A 15,738-nucleotide genomic window follows, 5' to 3' on the forward strand; every position below is an offset into this window, starting at 1 on the left:
TAAATTATAATTGTTAACTTTACTTTTGTTAAGTAAGTAAAAGTCTTTTGTAATGTACTTTAAAGGTATATGTGGATATTAGCATGCTTACTGCCTCAATAGATAACAAATGGGTCTGTGACCTTAAAATAAAAATATATGAATCAAATTTTTCAAGTATTCTGTAAGAATGACAACCAGTATCATTATTTACCTTTGGGTATTACTTTAGCAGAGGCTCAGAAATTATTGAAAATCGAAACGCCTTATCAGATCGTTAATTGTAAAGTAAATAACAAAACAGAATCGCTTGATTACAAGCTGTATCAACCCAAGCATATCGAGTTTGTAGACTTGAGTGAGTCTTCGGGGATGAGAACTTATGTTCGTTCTTTGTGCTTTATATTAGCAAAAGCGATTTCGGAAGTTTTTCCTAATGCCAGAATGAGAATAGAACATCCTATTTCTAAAGGATATTATGGGAGAGTAGAGGGCAAAGACAAGCTTTCGGACAAAGATATTAGTAAGATAAAGGCAGTAATGGATGATCTGATTAAAGAAGATATTCCATTTGTAGCATTAGAAGATGAAAAGGATAAGGTAATACAACTTTTCAGAGAACGTGGCTTTGAATCTAAGGCTTCGTTATTGGAAGCCTCAGATTCAGTGTATTCTAAATACTATCGTTTAGGGGATTATTTCGATTATTTTTATGGGTATTTAGTACCTTCAAGTGGATATATAAAGTTATACGATATTGAACCATATCTGAATGGGTTTTTATTACGTGTGCCCAATAGAAATAATCCCGTGGAATTAGAACCCCGTATCGAACAACCTAAGATGCAACAGGTTTATCTGGAGCATTTAAAGTTTCTGAATATACTGGGTTTGGAAAATGTTTCGGACTTAAACAGGGCGAACAAAAACGGAGGTATGTCGGATGTGGTAAAAGTTGCTGAGGCTTTGCAGGAAAGGTCTATCGGCGATATTGCTGAGAAAATAGCCGGTCGCTTCAAAAAAGGAGTGCGTATTGTGATGGTTTCGGGTCCTTCTTCATCAGGAAAAACGACATTCCGAAAACGTCTTGAGGTGCAATTGATGGTAAACCTCATAAAGCCTGTCGGAATTTCGCTAGATGATTATTTTGTAAATCGTGCAGACACACCCAAAGATGAGAAGGGCGATTATGATTATGAATCATTATACGCTTTGGATCTTAAACAGTTCAATGACGATATGTCGCGTTTGTTGAAAGGTGAAAAGGTGTCTTTGCCTACTTATAATTTTACAACCGGACAGCGTGAATATAACGGGCATGAACTTCAAATAGACGAACATAATGTTATCATTATAGAGGGGATTCATGGTCTAAACCCGGAGTTAACCAAGCAAATAGATGACAGTAAGAAGTTCTTGATATACGTATCGGCTCTTACTAGCATATCGTTAGACGATCATAACTGGATATCTACTACCGATAACCGTTTAATCAGACGCTTGGTAAGAGACTTTAATTACCGGAATTATTCGGCTATTGATACCATTTCGAGATGGGATAGTGTACGACGTGGTGAAGAAAAATGGATTTTCCCTTTTCAAGAGAATGCAGATGTAATGTTCAATTCAGCTATTATGTATGAATTGGCTGCATTGCGTAAATACGCCGAACCGATCCTGATTCAGGTACCTAAAACAGCTCCTGAATTTGCTGAGGCGAGTCGCTTACTTAAATTTCTTAGTTATTTCAGTTATATAAATGATTCGGAGATGCCGCCAACATCATTGTTGAGAGAGTTTCTGGGTGGAAGTAGCTTCACATATTAAGATTATAGAAATACATTTATCGCCAATTAAGTAATAGAACCAACTTAAAAATGCGTGGGTATTTGTCAGTTACAATAATTGTTTATATTTTTGCATCCGCTTTGCGTAATCTCTGACGAGACTAACTCGTGAATATTGCGTATTGTTTTACAATATAAAGCTATAATAGTCATGGATTTAATGAAGATTGCACAAGATGCATTTGCTACAGGTAAAGAACATCCTCAATTTAAGAGTGGAGATACTGTAACTATAGCATATCGTATCAAAGAAGGTAACAAAGAGCGTGTACAGCAGTATCGTGGTGTTGTTATCAAAATCGGCGGACACGGCGCTAAAAAACGCTTTACTGTACGCAAAATGTCAGACAATATTGGTGTAGAGCGTATCTTCCCTCTTGAGTCTCCATTTATCGACAGTATTACTGTAAATAAAGTTGGTAAAGTTCGCAGAGCGAAACTATATTACCTACGTGCCCTTACAGGTAAAAAAGCAAGAATTAAAGAAAAGAGAGTGGCTCGCGCTTAATCTTTTCTCACTTCATAAAAAAGCACTTCAAGCAATTGAAGTGCTTTTTTATTTAGATGTAGATGTAACAAAAAGGTCTGAGACCTTAACAATATAATTGAAGTTTATTTCTCAAGTAACATTGAGTATTTATTGTTATATCTTACAACTATAACTATCTTTGTTTATTGTGTTTGCCAAAGCAATAAAAAGGTCTGAGACCTTAACTTCGTTCCTTGGAGGAAAAAAATGATAGATCAACTTACGATAGATAGGATAATGGAAGCTGCACGCATCGAAGATGTTGTCGCAGAATTTGTTACGCTTAAGAAAAAAGGAATTAACTTTGTTGGATTATGCCCGTTTCACTCCGATAAAACACCTTCATTTTATGTGTCCCCTTCCAAAAATATCTGCAAATGTTTTGCATGCGGAGAGGGTGGGAGTGCTGTGCATTTCATTATGAAACATGAGCAGCTTTCGTATTATGAAGCACTTCGTTATCTGGCTAAAAAGTATAATATAGAGATACAGGAAAAAGAACTTACCGAAGAGCAAAAGAATGCTTACAATGAACGAGAGAGTCTTTTTATCCTGAATGAATATGCACGAACTTATTTTGTAAATACACTTCATCAACATAGCGAAGGAAAGACTGTCGGATTAAGTTATTTCAGGGAGAGAGGTTTTAGAGAAGATATTATTAAAAAATTTCAACTCGGATATAGTCTCGAACAAAGAGATGCTTTCACTCAGGATGCTCTTAAGAGCGGATTCAATAAAGATTATCTGGTAAGAACTGGTCTGACTATAGAAGGTGATAACTATATGGTCGATCGCTTTCGCGGTCGTGTCATGTTTCCGGTGCATACACTTTCCGGTAAAGTTGTTGCTTTCGGTGGGCGTATTCTTAAGAAAGCAGAAAATACAGGTAAATATGTCAATTCGCCTGAAAGTGACATTTATCATAAGAGTGACCAGTTATATGGAATCTATTTTGCTAAGCAAGCTATTTCAAAAGCCGATTGCTGCTTTCTTGTAGAAGGTTATACCGATGTTATTTCGATGCATCAGGCAGGTATAGAGAATGTTGTTTCGTCTTCGGGTACCGCGTTAACTATCGGGCAGATAAAACTGATACACCGTTTTACACCCAATATAACGGTTATTTACGATGGTGATGCGGCTGGTATAAAAGCTGCGTTGAGAGGTATTGACTTATTGTTAGAGGATGGAATGAATATCAAAGTGGTTCTTTTACCGAACGGAGAAGACCCGGATTCATTTTCTCAAAAACAAAATGCCGAATCTTTTACCAGTTATATAAGAAAGCACGAGGTCGATTTTATCCGTTTCAAAACGCAACTCTTATTAGATGATGCAGGAGAAGACCCTATAAAAAGGGCATCACTTATTTCGGATATTGTCAATAGTATATCTATTATTCCCGATGGAATTATCAGATCCGTATATACACGAGATTGTAGTGTATTATTGGGGGTAGACGAGAGAGTCTTAATTGATGAGATCAATAAAAAGCGGTTGGCATATCTTGAAAAAGAAGGGCAGAGGTTGCCGCAACAAAATAATATACCACCTGTTGCAGATGATTATCCCCCGTTAAATATACCTGAAGAATTTCAGCCTCAAATAGCACCAAAGTCGCCTTTCGATAAGTTTGAATTGGCTATTTTATACTATGTTGTTCGATATGGTATGCTGCAGATGATTCAGCGAGAACCGGAGGACGGGGAAGAGCCCCATGATGATATAACTGTACTTGAATACATTAAGTTTGATTTGGAACGAGATGGTCTGTGGTTTCAGAATGTATTGTATAAAGAAATTCTGGATGAAGCTATCAGTATGATGGAAGATCCTAACTTTATACCGGCTCGTTATTTTCTGGCTCATCCTAAGCAAGAAATAAGCCGTTTAACGGCAAGTCTATTAGAAGATAGGTATGAGCTAAGCAAGGTGCACACAAAACAGTATGGTGACGTTAAAAAAGAGGAAACTCCTATGGCGGAAGAGAAGCATCTAGAAACCTCTGTGCCCCGTGTTCTTATAGAGCTGAAAGATGCTTTTATTACACATCAAATGAAAATGATTAAAGAAAAGATGAAGCAGGTGCATAAGGCTGGCGATTCTGATGCTTCGATAGCTCTTATGCAGCAATTAAAAGACCTTAGTGCAATAAAGAATGCTTTGTCAAAAGTATTAGGTGAAAGAGTTATACTTCGTTATTAAATTCAAAAGCTATAAAAGTAAACCCTCGGAAATTATCTATTTCCGAGGGTTTACTTTTATTTTAAAGTTTGAATATTCTTCTTACAGATATCCTCTAACAATTCCTCTGGGAGAGTTTTTGATGAAATCTACAATTAGTTGAGACTCTTCTGTCTTCTCAAGTTCCTGTTCAATTTTTGCAGTGGCATCAGAAAAATTATATCCCGATTGATAAATTAAACGATAGATCTCTTGTATCTGGTTGATCTGTTCATTTGTAAATCCTCTTCGGCGTAATCCTACTAGATTGATACCTGCATATGCAACAGGATCACGACCTGCTATAATGTATGGAGGGATATCTTTACCTAATCGCGTTCCGCCTTGTATCATCACATGTTTTCCAATGCGGGTAAATTGGTGTACTAATACACCACCGCTTAATATGGCAAAATCATCGACTTCTACCTCTCCTGCCAATTGGGTTGCATTGCCTATTATGACATTATTTTGAATAATACAATCATGTGCAATATGACTATAAGCCATAAGCAAACAGTTGTCTCCTACAATCGTTTTTCCTTTCGAATCGGTTCCTCTGCTTATCGTAACACATTCTCTTATCGTTGTATTATTTCCTATAATTGCAGTAGAATCTTCTCCGTGAAATTTTAAATCCTGAGGTATTCCTGATACTACAGCACCCGGATAGATTGTACATTTTTCGCCGATACGAGCTCCAGATCTGATATTTGCATTCGACATAACAAATGTACCATCACCAATTACAGTATTGTCATCAATATATGCAAATGGTTCTATAGTTACATCTTTGCCTATTTGGGCATTTGGGTGTATGAATGCGTTAGACGATATATTTGACATGGATCAAATTTTAAATTATTTATTTTTTACAATTTGGGCAGTAAACTCTGCTTCAGAAACAACTTTTTCTCCAACGAAAGCATAACCTTTCATGTTGGCTATTCCACGTCTTATCTCAGAAGTGAAATCGAGTCTGAAAATTAGTGTATCGCCCGGTACTACCTTTTGACGGAATTTTACGTTGTCTATTTTCAAGAAGTAAGTCGAATATCTTTCGGGTTCATCTACTCTTGCCAAAACTAATACTCCCCCAATTTGAGCCATTGCCTCTATTTGTAATACTCCGGGCATTACAGGTTCTTGAGGAAAATGTCCCTGAAAGAAAGGCTCATTAGTAGTAATGTTTTTTACCCCAACAATGTGTTGTTGTCCTATCTCAATGATCTTATCAACCATTAGAAATGGGTATCTGTGAGGCAACAATTCTTTTATCTTATTAATGTCAAGAACAGGTTCTTTAGTTACATCATAAACCGGAGGTTGTACATCATTTAGCTTGATTTGCTTACGGATCAAACGAGCCATTTGATTATTGATCTTATGACCGGGGCGTGTAGCTATGACTCTACCTTTAATCGGCTTGCCGATAAGAGCCATGTCTCCGATAATATCAAGTAATTTATGACGTGCCGGTTCGTTTGGTGACTGAATAGGTTTATTATTTATATATCCTAGTTCTGAAGCGTTTTTATGAGCTACTCCTAAAAGATCACCTAGTTTATCTAAAGCCTCTTGAGATATTTGTCTTTCGTATATGACAATAGCGTTATCTAAATCGCCACCTTTTATTAGGCCGGCTTCGAGTAATTGTTGAATATCTCTAACAAAAACAAATGTTCTTGCACTGGCTATTTCTTTTTCAAAATCATTCAAGTCATCAAGTGATGCTGATTGATTGGGAATGTAAGTTGATTCGAATTCAATGAAAGAGTTGATACAGAAATTTTCATCAGGAAGGAGGATGAATTTTGAACCTGTTGCTTCGTCATGAATTTCCATCTTTCTACGGACGATATAAAAGTCACGATCGGCTTCTTGTTCTACCAATCCTACTTTTTTTATAGCTTCAACATATTTTATAGCACTTCCATCAAGTATGGGAAATTCTGGAGCGTCTACTTCTATCAAACAGTTATCAACATTCAATGCATATAAAGCAGACATTGCATGTTCTACTGTGCTAACTTGAACATCTCCTTTGACAAGAACAGTTCCTCTTTGAGTTCCTCCTACATTTTCGGCAAGAGCATCTATAACAGGCTCCCCTTCAAGATCTATCCTTTTGATCTTATATCCGTGGTTTTCGGGAGCAGGATTAAATTTAATAGTAATGGGCAGTCCCGTGTGTAATCCTTTTCCTTGTAGAGAAAAACTCTCTTTTAGTGTTTTCTGTCTTTCCATTTTAATTCCTCATGTAAACATCTTTGAGGATGTCTTTTTATTTTGATTATTTATTTTGTTCTGCTTTCAGTAGTTTTATTTCCTTCTCTAACTGAGCTATTTGTCGATACATATCGGGTAGCTTTGGAAATACAACACTTGATCTAAAGAAATCCTTCACAGGAATAGCAGGAGATCCCAATATCTGTGCGTTATCTTTGATGTTGCTTATAATACCTGCTTGCGCTCCGATGTTGGCATTGTTGCCTATGGTGATGTGTCCACCCAGACCCACCTGTCCGCCAATCATACAGTGTTCGCCTACTTTTGTTGACCCCGAAATTCCAACTTGTGCTGCCATAACGGTATTAGCTCCTATCTCTACATTGTGAGCTACCTGAATAAGGTTATCCAGTTTTACTCCATGTCTGATAATAGTTGCATCCATTACTGCTCTGTCTATCGTAGTATTTGCTCCGATTTCAACATCGTCCTCAATAATTACGATACCCATTTGAGGTATTTTCTTATATATATCACCCTCCGGAGCAAATCCAAACCCGTCTGATCCGATTACTGCACCTGAATGAATGATACAATTGTTTCCTATTTTTGAGCCGGGATATATCTTCACTCCCGGATATAATATCGTGTTGTTACCTATAGTACAGCCTTCACCAATATATACCTGTGGGTGTACTTGGGTGTTGTCTCCTATAGTTGTATTCTCTGATATATATGCAAAAGCTCCGACGTAGATATCATTGCCGAGTTTTGCACTCTCTGCCACAAAACTCATCGGTTCGATCCCTTTTTTCTTAGGTTTCGATTTTTCAACCATATCCAATAACATTGCTAACCCTGCATATGCATTAAAAACTCTTATTAGAGTAGCTTTTATGGGTTTGTCAGCAACAAAATCATTATTTACCAAAACAATGCTTGAATCTGTTGTGTAGATGTAGTTTGTATATTTTGGGTTAGCCAAAAATGACAAAGAGCCAGGTTTCCCTTCTTCTATTTTAGAAAAATTACTAACTTGTACATTGGGGTCACCTTCAATTGTACCCTTCAGAAAATCAGCAATTTGTTGAGCCGTGAATGAAAGTTGCATAAATAGGTCGAATATTCGATAAATATTGTTTTAAACTGCGAAATAAGGAATAATTTTCCAATAATGATGTTTTTTTGCCCAGAAAATACTAGTTCGCATACTAATATAGTCTTTATTAATTAATTCAACAAATTTAAAAAACAGCACGAAAAGTATATTAATATTAGAATGTAGAAGATTATTATCTTCCATTTTTGTTCAGCCAGAGTGAAAAAATGAGCCAATAAAATAGTTATACTACAAGACAATATATAAAGGTTCAGTGTCGGATCCAAAATTATAAAGAAAAATGCAATGATAGAAAAAAGTGATGTGATGTGTAGGAACTGTATATTGGCACGAATTCTAATTTTGTCTCTAAAAGAGTTAGCTTGATAATCGAGAGATATAGTAATTAATAGGGCAAAAGCAATGACAACCAATAAGCCTTCTCCCATTAACGGAATTGTTTCAATCGAATTATTCAGTAAAGGGTATAGGTGTTCGAACGGACTTAGAAACCCTGCGATGTTATTTTGCCAAAGGAAAAAAACAAAGGTCAGCCAATATATTGTAGCGACACCTAATATTGAAATTATAAAATTTTTGAATTTGAAAATTCGCATCAAGCTGAATCCAATCCAAAAAAGGGGAAGATACATTAAGAAATAGAATGAGAATAAACTGCTGACTCCTATTACAAATCCAATTGCATAAGCATTTCTGCTGCCTGTCTTATCTTGATACGATGAGTAAAGCAAATCTGTGCATATCAGAAATGCCAACGTTGATATATAGTAAGGAGTCATATATATAAAGACCGGATGCGAACTGAGGATCAGACTTCCGAATATATATATAAGGTAAGTTCGGTTTCTGATTAGTCCATGCTTTGCATTCAGTTGAGAGGCATAAAAAGATATTATAAAAACAAATAATGTGCTGATTGTGAACGAAATTGTTCCTCTGGAAAGGAAGTTAGTCAATGCTCCTGTCCACAGATATCCTCCTCCAATATGTTCGTTGTGAAGTGTTGCATCCGTAAAATAAAAAATAACTAAACGTATAACTATTGTTAAGAGTATCGAGAATAGAACCAGGTTCTTATTTTCTACAATATTTCTCTTATACAGCTTTATTGCATCCATTAATAATTGGGTAAGTTTACTTTTTATTTTAAGTCGAAACCTATATCTTTTCTGTAATATTTGCCATCAAAACATATCTTTTCTGCATTTGCGAATGATTTATTTAGGGCTTCTTCTTTACTGTTTCCATACGAACTAACAGCAAGTACTCGTCCCCCATTAGTTGTAATGGTATTTTTATCTTCAATTGTTCCTGCATGAAACACGATGCTGTCACTAACGGAGTCTAAGCCTGAAATAACTTTTCCTTTTTCATAATCGCCGGGATATCCCCCCGATACAAGCATAACAGTTGTGGCATAGCGATTATCTATCTCCAGATTTTTCTTGTCTAATGATTCGGTGGCAACACCTTCCAGTAGATCAACCAAGTCTGATTTTATCCGCAGCATTACCACTTCTGTCTCGGGATCTCCCATACGGACATTGTATTCAATAACCATGGGTTCGCCTCCGACTTCAATTAGACCGATAAAAATAAAACCCTTATATACTATATTGTCTTTTTGTAAACCTGTGACTGTTGGTTTTACTATTCTTTCCTCTACCTTTTTCATAAAGATATCATCGGCAAAAGATACAGGCGAAACTGCACCCATACCTCCGGTGTTGAGACCGGTATCTCCTTCTCCGATACGTTTGTAATCTTTAGCGACCGGTAATATTTTGTAAGATTTACCATCGGTTAAGACAAATACGGAACATTCTATTCCGGAAAGGAATTCTTCGATCACAACTGTATTGCTTGCAGCTCCAAACATTCCTCCAAGCATGGCTTTGAGTTCAGCTTTGGCTTCATTCAGATCATTTATAATAAGTACTCCTTTACCTGCAGCAAGACCGTCGGCTTTAAGGACATACGGTGCTTTAAGTTCTTCTAAAAACTGGTATGCCTCGTCGATATTTTTATTGGTAAAGCTTTTGTATTGTGCAGTGGGTATGTTGTGACGCATCATGAAACGCTTCGCAAAATCTTTGCTACCTTCAAGCTCAGCTCCCAGTTGGGAAGGCCCAATGACAGGGATATGTTGAATCTCTTTGTCATTAATAAAGAAGTCATAGATGCCTTTTACTAACGGATCTTCGGGTCCTATTACTACCATATCTATCTTTTTATCAATAACCTGTGCTTTTACTGCGGTAAAATCGAGAGGTGAGATGTCTAAAATTTTAGCAATTTGGCCGATTCCCGCATTTCCGGGTGCAACATAAAGGGTGTTGATTTTAGGGCTTTGTAATATTTTCCAAGCTAAAGCATGTTCTCTTCCTCCGCTCCCCAATAATAAAATATTCATAAAAGATATGATTTTAAGGTGGTAAACCTGATTTTTGTTTCTATAAATATAAGTAAAAATGTAATACTTATTTAATCTGAATCGGCAAAGGTAATAATCTTAATTATTATCTGCCAATTAGAAATATTCTATAAAAGTAAATATAATATTTGAGATACTATTTATACAATTCAGGCATCCGCATTTTTCTCCCATTTGCTGACTACTGTTGTTGCTAGGGCATTACCCAATACATTTGTCATGCTACGTGCCATATCACAAAAGTGATCAATGGGAATCAGTAAAGCAACTCCTTCGGGCGGGATTCCAAACATAGAACAAGTGGCTACAATTATTATCAATGATGCACGGGGTACGCCTGCTATACCTTTACTTGTAAGCATTAAAACAAGAAGCATTATTAATTGAGTAGACAAACTCATTTCTACTCCATATAGCTGAGCGATGAATATACTTGCAAACGTCATGTACATCATACTGCCATCGAGATTAAAGGAATAACCCAACGGTAAAATAAAAGATACTATCTTGGGGTTACAACCGAATTTTTCGAGTTCATCCACCAACTTGGGAAATACAGCTTCGCTACTGGTTGTAGAGAATGCTATCAGAAGAGGGCTTTTTATTGTTTTAATTAAAGCAAATACTCTATTGCCTAGAATGATGTAACCAACGAGTATAAGTACTATCCAGAGCGAAACCATACCTATGGCAAACGCCGCAAGGAAATTTGCGTAGAGTTTAAATACCGATAAGCCATGTGAGGAAACCGCTGCCGTAATTGTTCCGAATACAGCAATCGGAGCAACCCACATGATATAACTTACTATTTTCAGTATTACATGTGTTACTATATCCAGAGCTTTGGTTATAGAGGTGCCTTTTTCTGCGAAAGAGGCTAATGCAACACCGAAAATAACTGCAAAGACTAATATTTGGAGTATTTCGTTGTTTGCTAAAGCTTCAAATAAACTTTTGGGAATAACATGGTTTACGAATTCAGCCAGAGTCAATTGATGGCTGTTGGCAATAAGATCTGAAGCACTTGCCGTATTGCTTAAATCAAGAGTGGATGTAGTTCCCGGCTTTAATAAGTTTATCCAGATAAGACCAATCATCAGAGATACCAAGGAAGCAGATATAAACCAAAGCATGGCTTTTCCGCCTACACGACCAACCATTTTCATATCTCCCATTTTGGAGATGCCCACAATGATAGTACAAAAAACAAGTGGCGCAACAATCATTTGAATAAGACGGATAAATATTGTCCCCAGAAGTTTTATGTTTTCGGATACTAAAGCGATAGTTTTTAAAGAGCAAAAGCTGTGGACTGATTGTCCGGCTATTATTCCGAGTATTAAAGCTATCAGGATATAATAAAACAGGAGATTGTTATTTGACTTCTTTTCTGTAGATACTGCCATTGTGTATAAATTGGGGTTTGATGTTTGTTTTTGATTGTGAATTGATCGTAAAATTATAAAAAATGTTTAATTATCTCTTGTTTTTGTTGTTTTTTGATATGTATTCTTCTTGAAAATAGGATATTTTGAAGCTGATTGATCTGATAAAAAAGAGCTTAAGTATTATGAGAGGTCGGAAGCCATTTAGATTATTATTTCTGATATGATGCTCTTCGCAGGGCTGCTTGAAAAGCAAATATTTTAAAATGGGAAAATAATTATTCTGATTGCTTATGACCAACTCGAAACTTCTTTTTTATCGTTTTTCTGAAATTTTATGCACACTTGGTATTTATAATTATATATGAACTTTATTTATGGTATAAATGTTTTCTTATCTATCATTATATACAAAACGTAACTAATATATCTTATTTTTATATGAAAATAAACATTGCTTTAATTATGTCTATTATTTCTTTGTATTCATATTCTCAGGTTGGAATAAATACAATAAACCCTCAAGGGGTATTTCATATAGACGGGGCTGGAGATAATCCCAGCTCAGGTTCTCCTACAGTCGAACAGGAATCTAATGATGTTACTGTATCTGTATTAGGCAATATCGGTGTTGGTACGACTTCTCCTAATGCCAAAATAGAATTGATCGGTAGTACGACGGTAACTCCAATTATAGCACGAAATATGGAAATATCTTCTACAACAACCTTAGCTGATAAACAGAGCTTATTTCCTGTTGTTATTGATAATAATGGAGTTATGATAAGGCAGGCTTCACCTGTAAGTTTAGGAAATAGTTATTCTTTAGATGGTGCTTTTAATATACTTATTGGAGGAGGTCCGGTAACTGTTTTTACCGGTATAAATAATAATACTGTAGTGGTATTTAAGTTCGCAACAAATTTATCTTTTGGAAATGGAAATACAGGCATGCTTTATGGGCAAATAAGCTTTTCTGTAAAAAGAGGGTTCCGCGTTTCTAATGACTGGGTGTTTTCTGGAGATGCCGTCACAGAGCAATATAGTCTTGTTGGCGAGAATACGAATACATTGGTATTTAATGCTACAACACAGCCAAGATTGACTTTCGCATATTCATCAGGCATAATTAGTGTAAATTCAAGTGCAACTATTGCACAGACAAATGTCTTTATATATGAAGGGAGAAAAATAAGGTAGTAGATTTTTTTTAGAGCTTGTTTAAACTTTACGTAACAATAACTTTACAGAAGCAATTCTTGACCATATTCTTGTATTTTTCAGTTCAATATAAATATTCCAAAAGATAATGATCCTTCATGATTTATTTATTATGATTTTGTGAGAGTTGCAACAAAAGTCTTCCTACTTTATCTGCGAATTTACATTCCCTCTTTTTGGGGTTCTTTTAGTATGAAAGACTCCTCTTTGTTAGCCTTCTGCTTATGATAACTTTACATATATAATCTTGCCTAGAAGAATATCCAATAGTTCCCACATTAATGAGGTCATGCTTATAGATATGGATGGTCGGAAGAAATTTCTTCCGACCATCCATATCTAAAATATCTTTTTTGATAAATTGTGCTATAATTTGCTATTTGATAATTCTAGTTGTTGTGTTTTAGTCCTCGAATTATTCATTTGATTAACATAATCAGCTTTTTGCTTGATCTCCTTTTAGAGTTGATAACCATTATCTTATAGCAGCTATTCTACTGATGTATTTTCCTATGATATCGAACTCTAAGTTAACTACACTTCCAACTTTAAATTGGTGGAAATTTGTGTGTTCGAATGTATAAGGAATGATTGCTACCTGGAATGAATTGTCGGTAGTGTTAAATACGGTAAGACTTACTCCGTTTACTGTTGCCGATCCTTTGTCTACGGTTAAGTAACCTTTTTTTGCCATTTCTTTATCATAGTCATACTCGAAAGTAAAATACCAGCTGCCATCTGCTTCATCAATCTTAGAACAACGAGCAGTTTGATCAACATGTCCTTGTACAATATGTCCATCCAGTCTGCCATTCATAAGCATGCTTCTTTCGAGATTAACTTTGTCATTGATCTTAAGCAAGCCTAAGTTCGATCTGTCCAAAGTTTCTTTAATAGCTGTAACAGTATACGTATCCTCTGTTAGATCAACAACTGTAAGGCATACCCCATTGTGGGCAATGCTTTGATCGATCTTTAATTCTTTTACAAAAGAGCAGTTAATTGTTAAATGAATATTCTCATTCTCCTTACGTATGGCTACTACTTTTGCCGCCTCTTCTACTATTCCTGAAAACATATAAATACTGATTAAGTAATTGATTTATTTTACTATTACAAAAGTACGAAATAAAATAAAAATAGGAGAAAATAAAAATATTATTAAGATTCCTATTTGCTAATAAGATGAATAGCTTATCTTTGCAGATTATACAAACACTGCTGTTTTTAACACTAATCGGCATAAATTAGGTTTATACGAATAAAATTTAACTATAAATGAAGAAAATTAGTCTAGTCTTGTTTTTAATTTCTACCATAATATTGGGGGCAAGTGCTCAGTCGAAAGGTAGATTGTGTGATTTTGGTATCACATTCGAAATTAGCAATAATTCAAGTTGGGGATACGGTGAGCCGGTTGTGCTTTCTGTGGAGCCATTTTCTCCGGCAGCAAAAGCGGGAGTGAAAGTTGACGATATTATTATGGAAGTAAATGGGGCTGCTACCTATTTGAGAAACTATCCTACTATAGCATCATGGCTCTTTGATGCTACATCATCTGATATAAAATTGACAATCAGAAATGTTGATACCTATTTTAAGGAATATGAAATACAGCGTGATTGTAAAAGTGTAAATGCACTGAGTGAATTTCACTTGGCTGATGCTTATGCATTCTATAGCTTGGAAGATACAAATGATCGAGCATTCTCGTTGCCGGTTAAAGTAGATCCAAATACAAATGTCGACTTTGCCGATTATCGTACATTCGACTTCTTAAAAGAAGATAGTTCAGTTCCGGATGTTGATTATTATATCAATAGTCAAATAGAAAAAGCCTTAATCGAAAGAGGGTTGGTTAGAAGTACTCAAGATCCTGATATTATAGTTCAAACTTACTATACTTTTCAGCCTAACTTAAAATACAATGCTTCTGTTAATAGTAAAAACTCATATTCGTGGAGATATGACAGCGAGACTCAGGAAATGGTTAAACTGCCTATCTTATCTGCCGATGATGTTAATGCAGAATCTAAAGGACAATATATACTTGAGCTTGGAATCCGTTTTTTTGATAAGAAATATATCAATAAAGATAAAATGACTCAAATTTGGGATTGTCGTTCCAGAGAGTTTTTGACTGAAGATTACGATATTCAGGAATATGCAAGAATACATGCTTCTTTGCTGATGATGCAGTATCCATACTCAACGGCTAAAACTACGGCAAAATATTTGGTGAGTAAAAAAGGATTTAACTATACAGGTCTAAATTTCGACTCTAAAGATATTGCAAGTATAACAGATGTAGATGCCGGTTCTCCTGCTGCTTTGGCTGGTATTCGTCCGGGTGATCGTATCGTAAAGATTGGAAAGATTAAGTTCGATTATTCGAGTGATGATTTAGAGAAAGCATACAGACGATTTATTGTTGAATCTATGCCTTTGAGAAATCCCAAAACGCGCTTTATTGATGCCAATGGTTTTCCTGACTGTATGTATTGGAGTATAAACAGATATCCGGAAGTAGCAGAATTATTTAAGAAAGAAGCTATATATGCGCCATGTTTTAGCTATCTTTACGCTTTCAATAAATATGTATCAGGACCTAATCCTCCAAAAGTACTAGATATTGAGGTGAAGAGCCAAGGACAGAAGAAGCTTGTAAAAGTGACTCCTCAGGTTCAACAATCAGTTGTCATAAAGGCACTTTAAGTACCCGAAGTTAAATTAAAATAATATATAACTTGGTGAGTAACATTAATCTG

Annotated in this window: 12 protein-coding genes; 5 read left to right on the forward strand and 7 right to left on the reverse strand. The window is 35.6% G+C overall.

Translation table 11 applies throughout. From position 1 onward, the window contains the following. Window positions 1-138 precede the first annotated feature (138 nt). The 3 genes from G7050_RS08950 (at window position 139) to dnaG (ending at window position 4,563) form a co-directional block, all read left to right on the forward strand. On the forward strand, window positions 139-1,806 hold the full coding sequence (locus tag G7050_RS08950) for a nucleoside kinase (protein ID WP_166114166.1): 1,668 nt from the start codon (window positions 139-141) through the stop codon (window positions 1,804-1,806). Between the two features lie 171 nt (window positions 1,807-1,977). Continuing rightward, a complete protein-coding gene (gene rplS, locus G7050_RS08955) occupies window positions 1,978-2,334 on the forward strand; it encodes a 50S ribosomal protein L19 (protein WP_110309567.1) in 357 nt (118 codons plus the stop codon). A gap of 228 nt (window positions 2,335-2,562) precedes the next feature. Beyond that, complete coding sequence (gene dnaG / locus G7050_RS08960) at window positions 2,563-4,563, forward strand: DNA primase (RefSeq protein ID WP_166114169.1); 2,001 nt, start codon at window positions 2,563-2,565, stop codon at window positions 4,561-4,563. 81 nt (window positions 4,564-4,644) lie between these two features. Here the strand turns inward: dnaG and lpxA are convergent, their stop codons facing one another. From lpxA to G7050_RS08990, 6 genes are all read right to left on the reverse strand, one after another. Further along, the gene (gene lpxA, locus G7050_RS08965) at window positions 4,645-5,427 is read right to left on the reverse strand and encodes an acyl-ACP--UDP-N-acetylglucosamine O-acyltransferase (protein ID WP_166114172.1); all 783 of its coding nucleotides are present in this window, start codon (window positions 5,425-5,427) and stop codon (window positions 4,645-4,647) included. A 15-nt stretch (window positions 5,428-5,442) separates the two neighbouring features. After that, window positions 5,443-6,828 (reverse strand): bifunctional UDP-3-O-[3-hydroxymyristoyl] N-acetylglucosamine deacetylase/3-hydroxyacyl-ACP dehydratase, encoded by a 1,386-nt coding sequence (locus G7050_RS08970; protein WP_166114175.1) that lies wholly within the window; start codon window positions 6,826-6,828, stop codon window positions 5,443-5,445. A 46-nt stretch (window positions 6,829-6,874) separates the two neighbouring features. Next, window positions 6,875-7,921, reverse strand: coding sequence for a UDP-3-O-(3-hydroxymyristoyl)glucosamine N-acyltransferase (gene lpxD / locus G7050_RS08975; RefSeq protein WP_166114178.1), 1,047 nt, complete (start codon window positions 7,919-7,921; stop codon window positions 6,875-6,877). A gap of 119 nt (window positions 7,922-8,040) precedes the next feature. Further along, window positions 8,041-9,048 carry a hypothetical protein gene (locus G7050_RS08980; RefSeq protein ID WP_166114181.1) on the reverse strand — a complete coding sequence of 336 codons (1,008 nt, stop codon included), beginning with the start codon at window positions 9,046-9,048 and terminating at the stop codon, window positions 8,041-8,043. A gap of 23 nt (window positions 9,049-9,071) precedes the next feature. Next, window positions 9,072-10,343 carry a phosphoribosylamine--glycine ligase gene (purD, locus tag G7050_RS08985; RefSeq protein WP_166114184.1) on the reverse strand — a complete coding sequence of 424 codons (1,272 nt, stop codon included), beginning with the start codon at window positions 10,341-10,343 and terminating at the stop codon, window positions 9,072-9,074. A gap of 170 nt (window positions 10,344-10,513) precedes the next feature. Next, window positions 10,514-11,770 carry a dicarboxylate/amino acid:cation symporter gene (locus G7050_RS08990; protein ID WP_166114187.1) on the reverse strand — a complete coding sequence of 419 codons (1,257 nt, stop codon included), beginning with the start codon at window positions 11,768-11,770 and terminating at the stop codon, window positions 10,514-10,516. A gap of 420 nt (window positions 11,771-12,190) precedes the next feature. Here G7050_RS08990 and G7050_RS08995 point away from each other — a divergent pair, with 420 nt between their 5' ends. Beyond that, window positions 12,191-12,949: a hypothetical protein gene (locus G7050_RS08995; protein ID WP_166114190.1), complete on the forward strand. Its 759-nt coding sequence runs from the start codon at window positions 12,191-12,193 to the stop codon at window positions 12,947-12,949. A 496-nt stretch (window positions 12,950-13,445) separates the two neighbouring features. Here the strand turns inward: G7050_RS08995 and G7050_RS09000 are convergent, their stop codons facing one another. Then, window positions 13,446-14,048 (reverse strand): riboflavin synthase, encoded by a 603-nt coding sequence (locus tag G7050_RS09000; RefSeq protein WP_166114193.1) that lies wholly within the window; start codon window positions 14,046-14,048, stop codon window positions 13,446-13,448. Window positions 14,049-14,248: 200 nt separating this feature from the next. Here G7050_RS09000 and G7050_RS09005 point away from each other — a divergent pair, with 200 nt between their 5' ends. Next, a complete protein-coding gene (locus G7050_RS09005; RefSeq protein ID WP_166114196.1) occupies window positions 14,249-15,685 on the forward strand; it encodes a PDZ domain-containing protein in 1,437 nt (478 codons plus the stop codon). The last annotated feature ends 53 nt before the right edge of the window (window positions 15,686-15,738 follow it).

The organism is Dysgonomonas sp. HDW5A (assembly GCF_011299555.1).
Classification (GTDB): domain Bacteria; phylum Bacteroidota; class Bacteroidia; order Bacteroidales; family Dysgonomonadaceae; genus Dysgonomonas_A.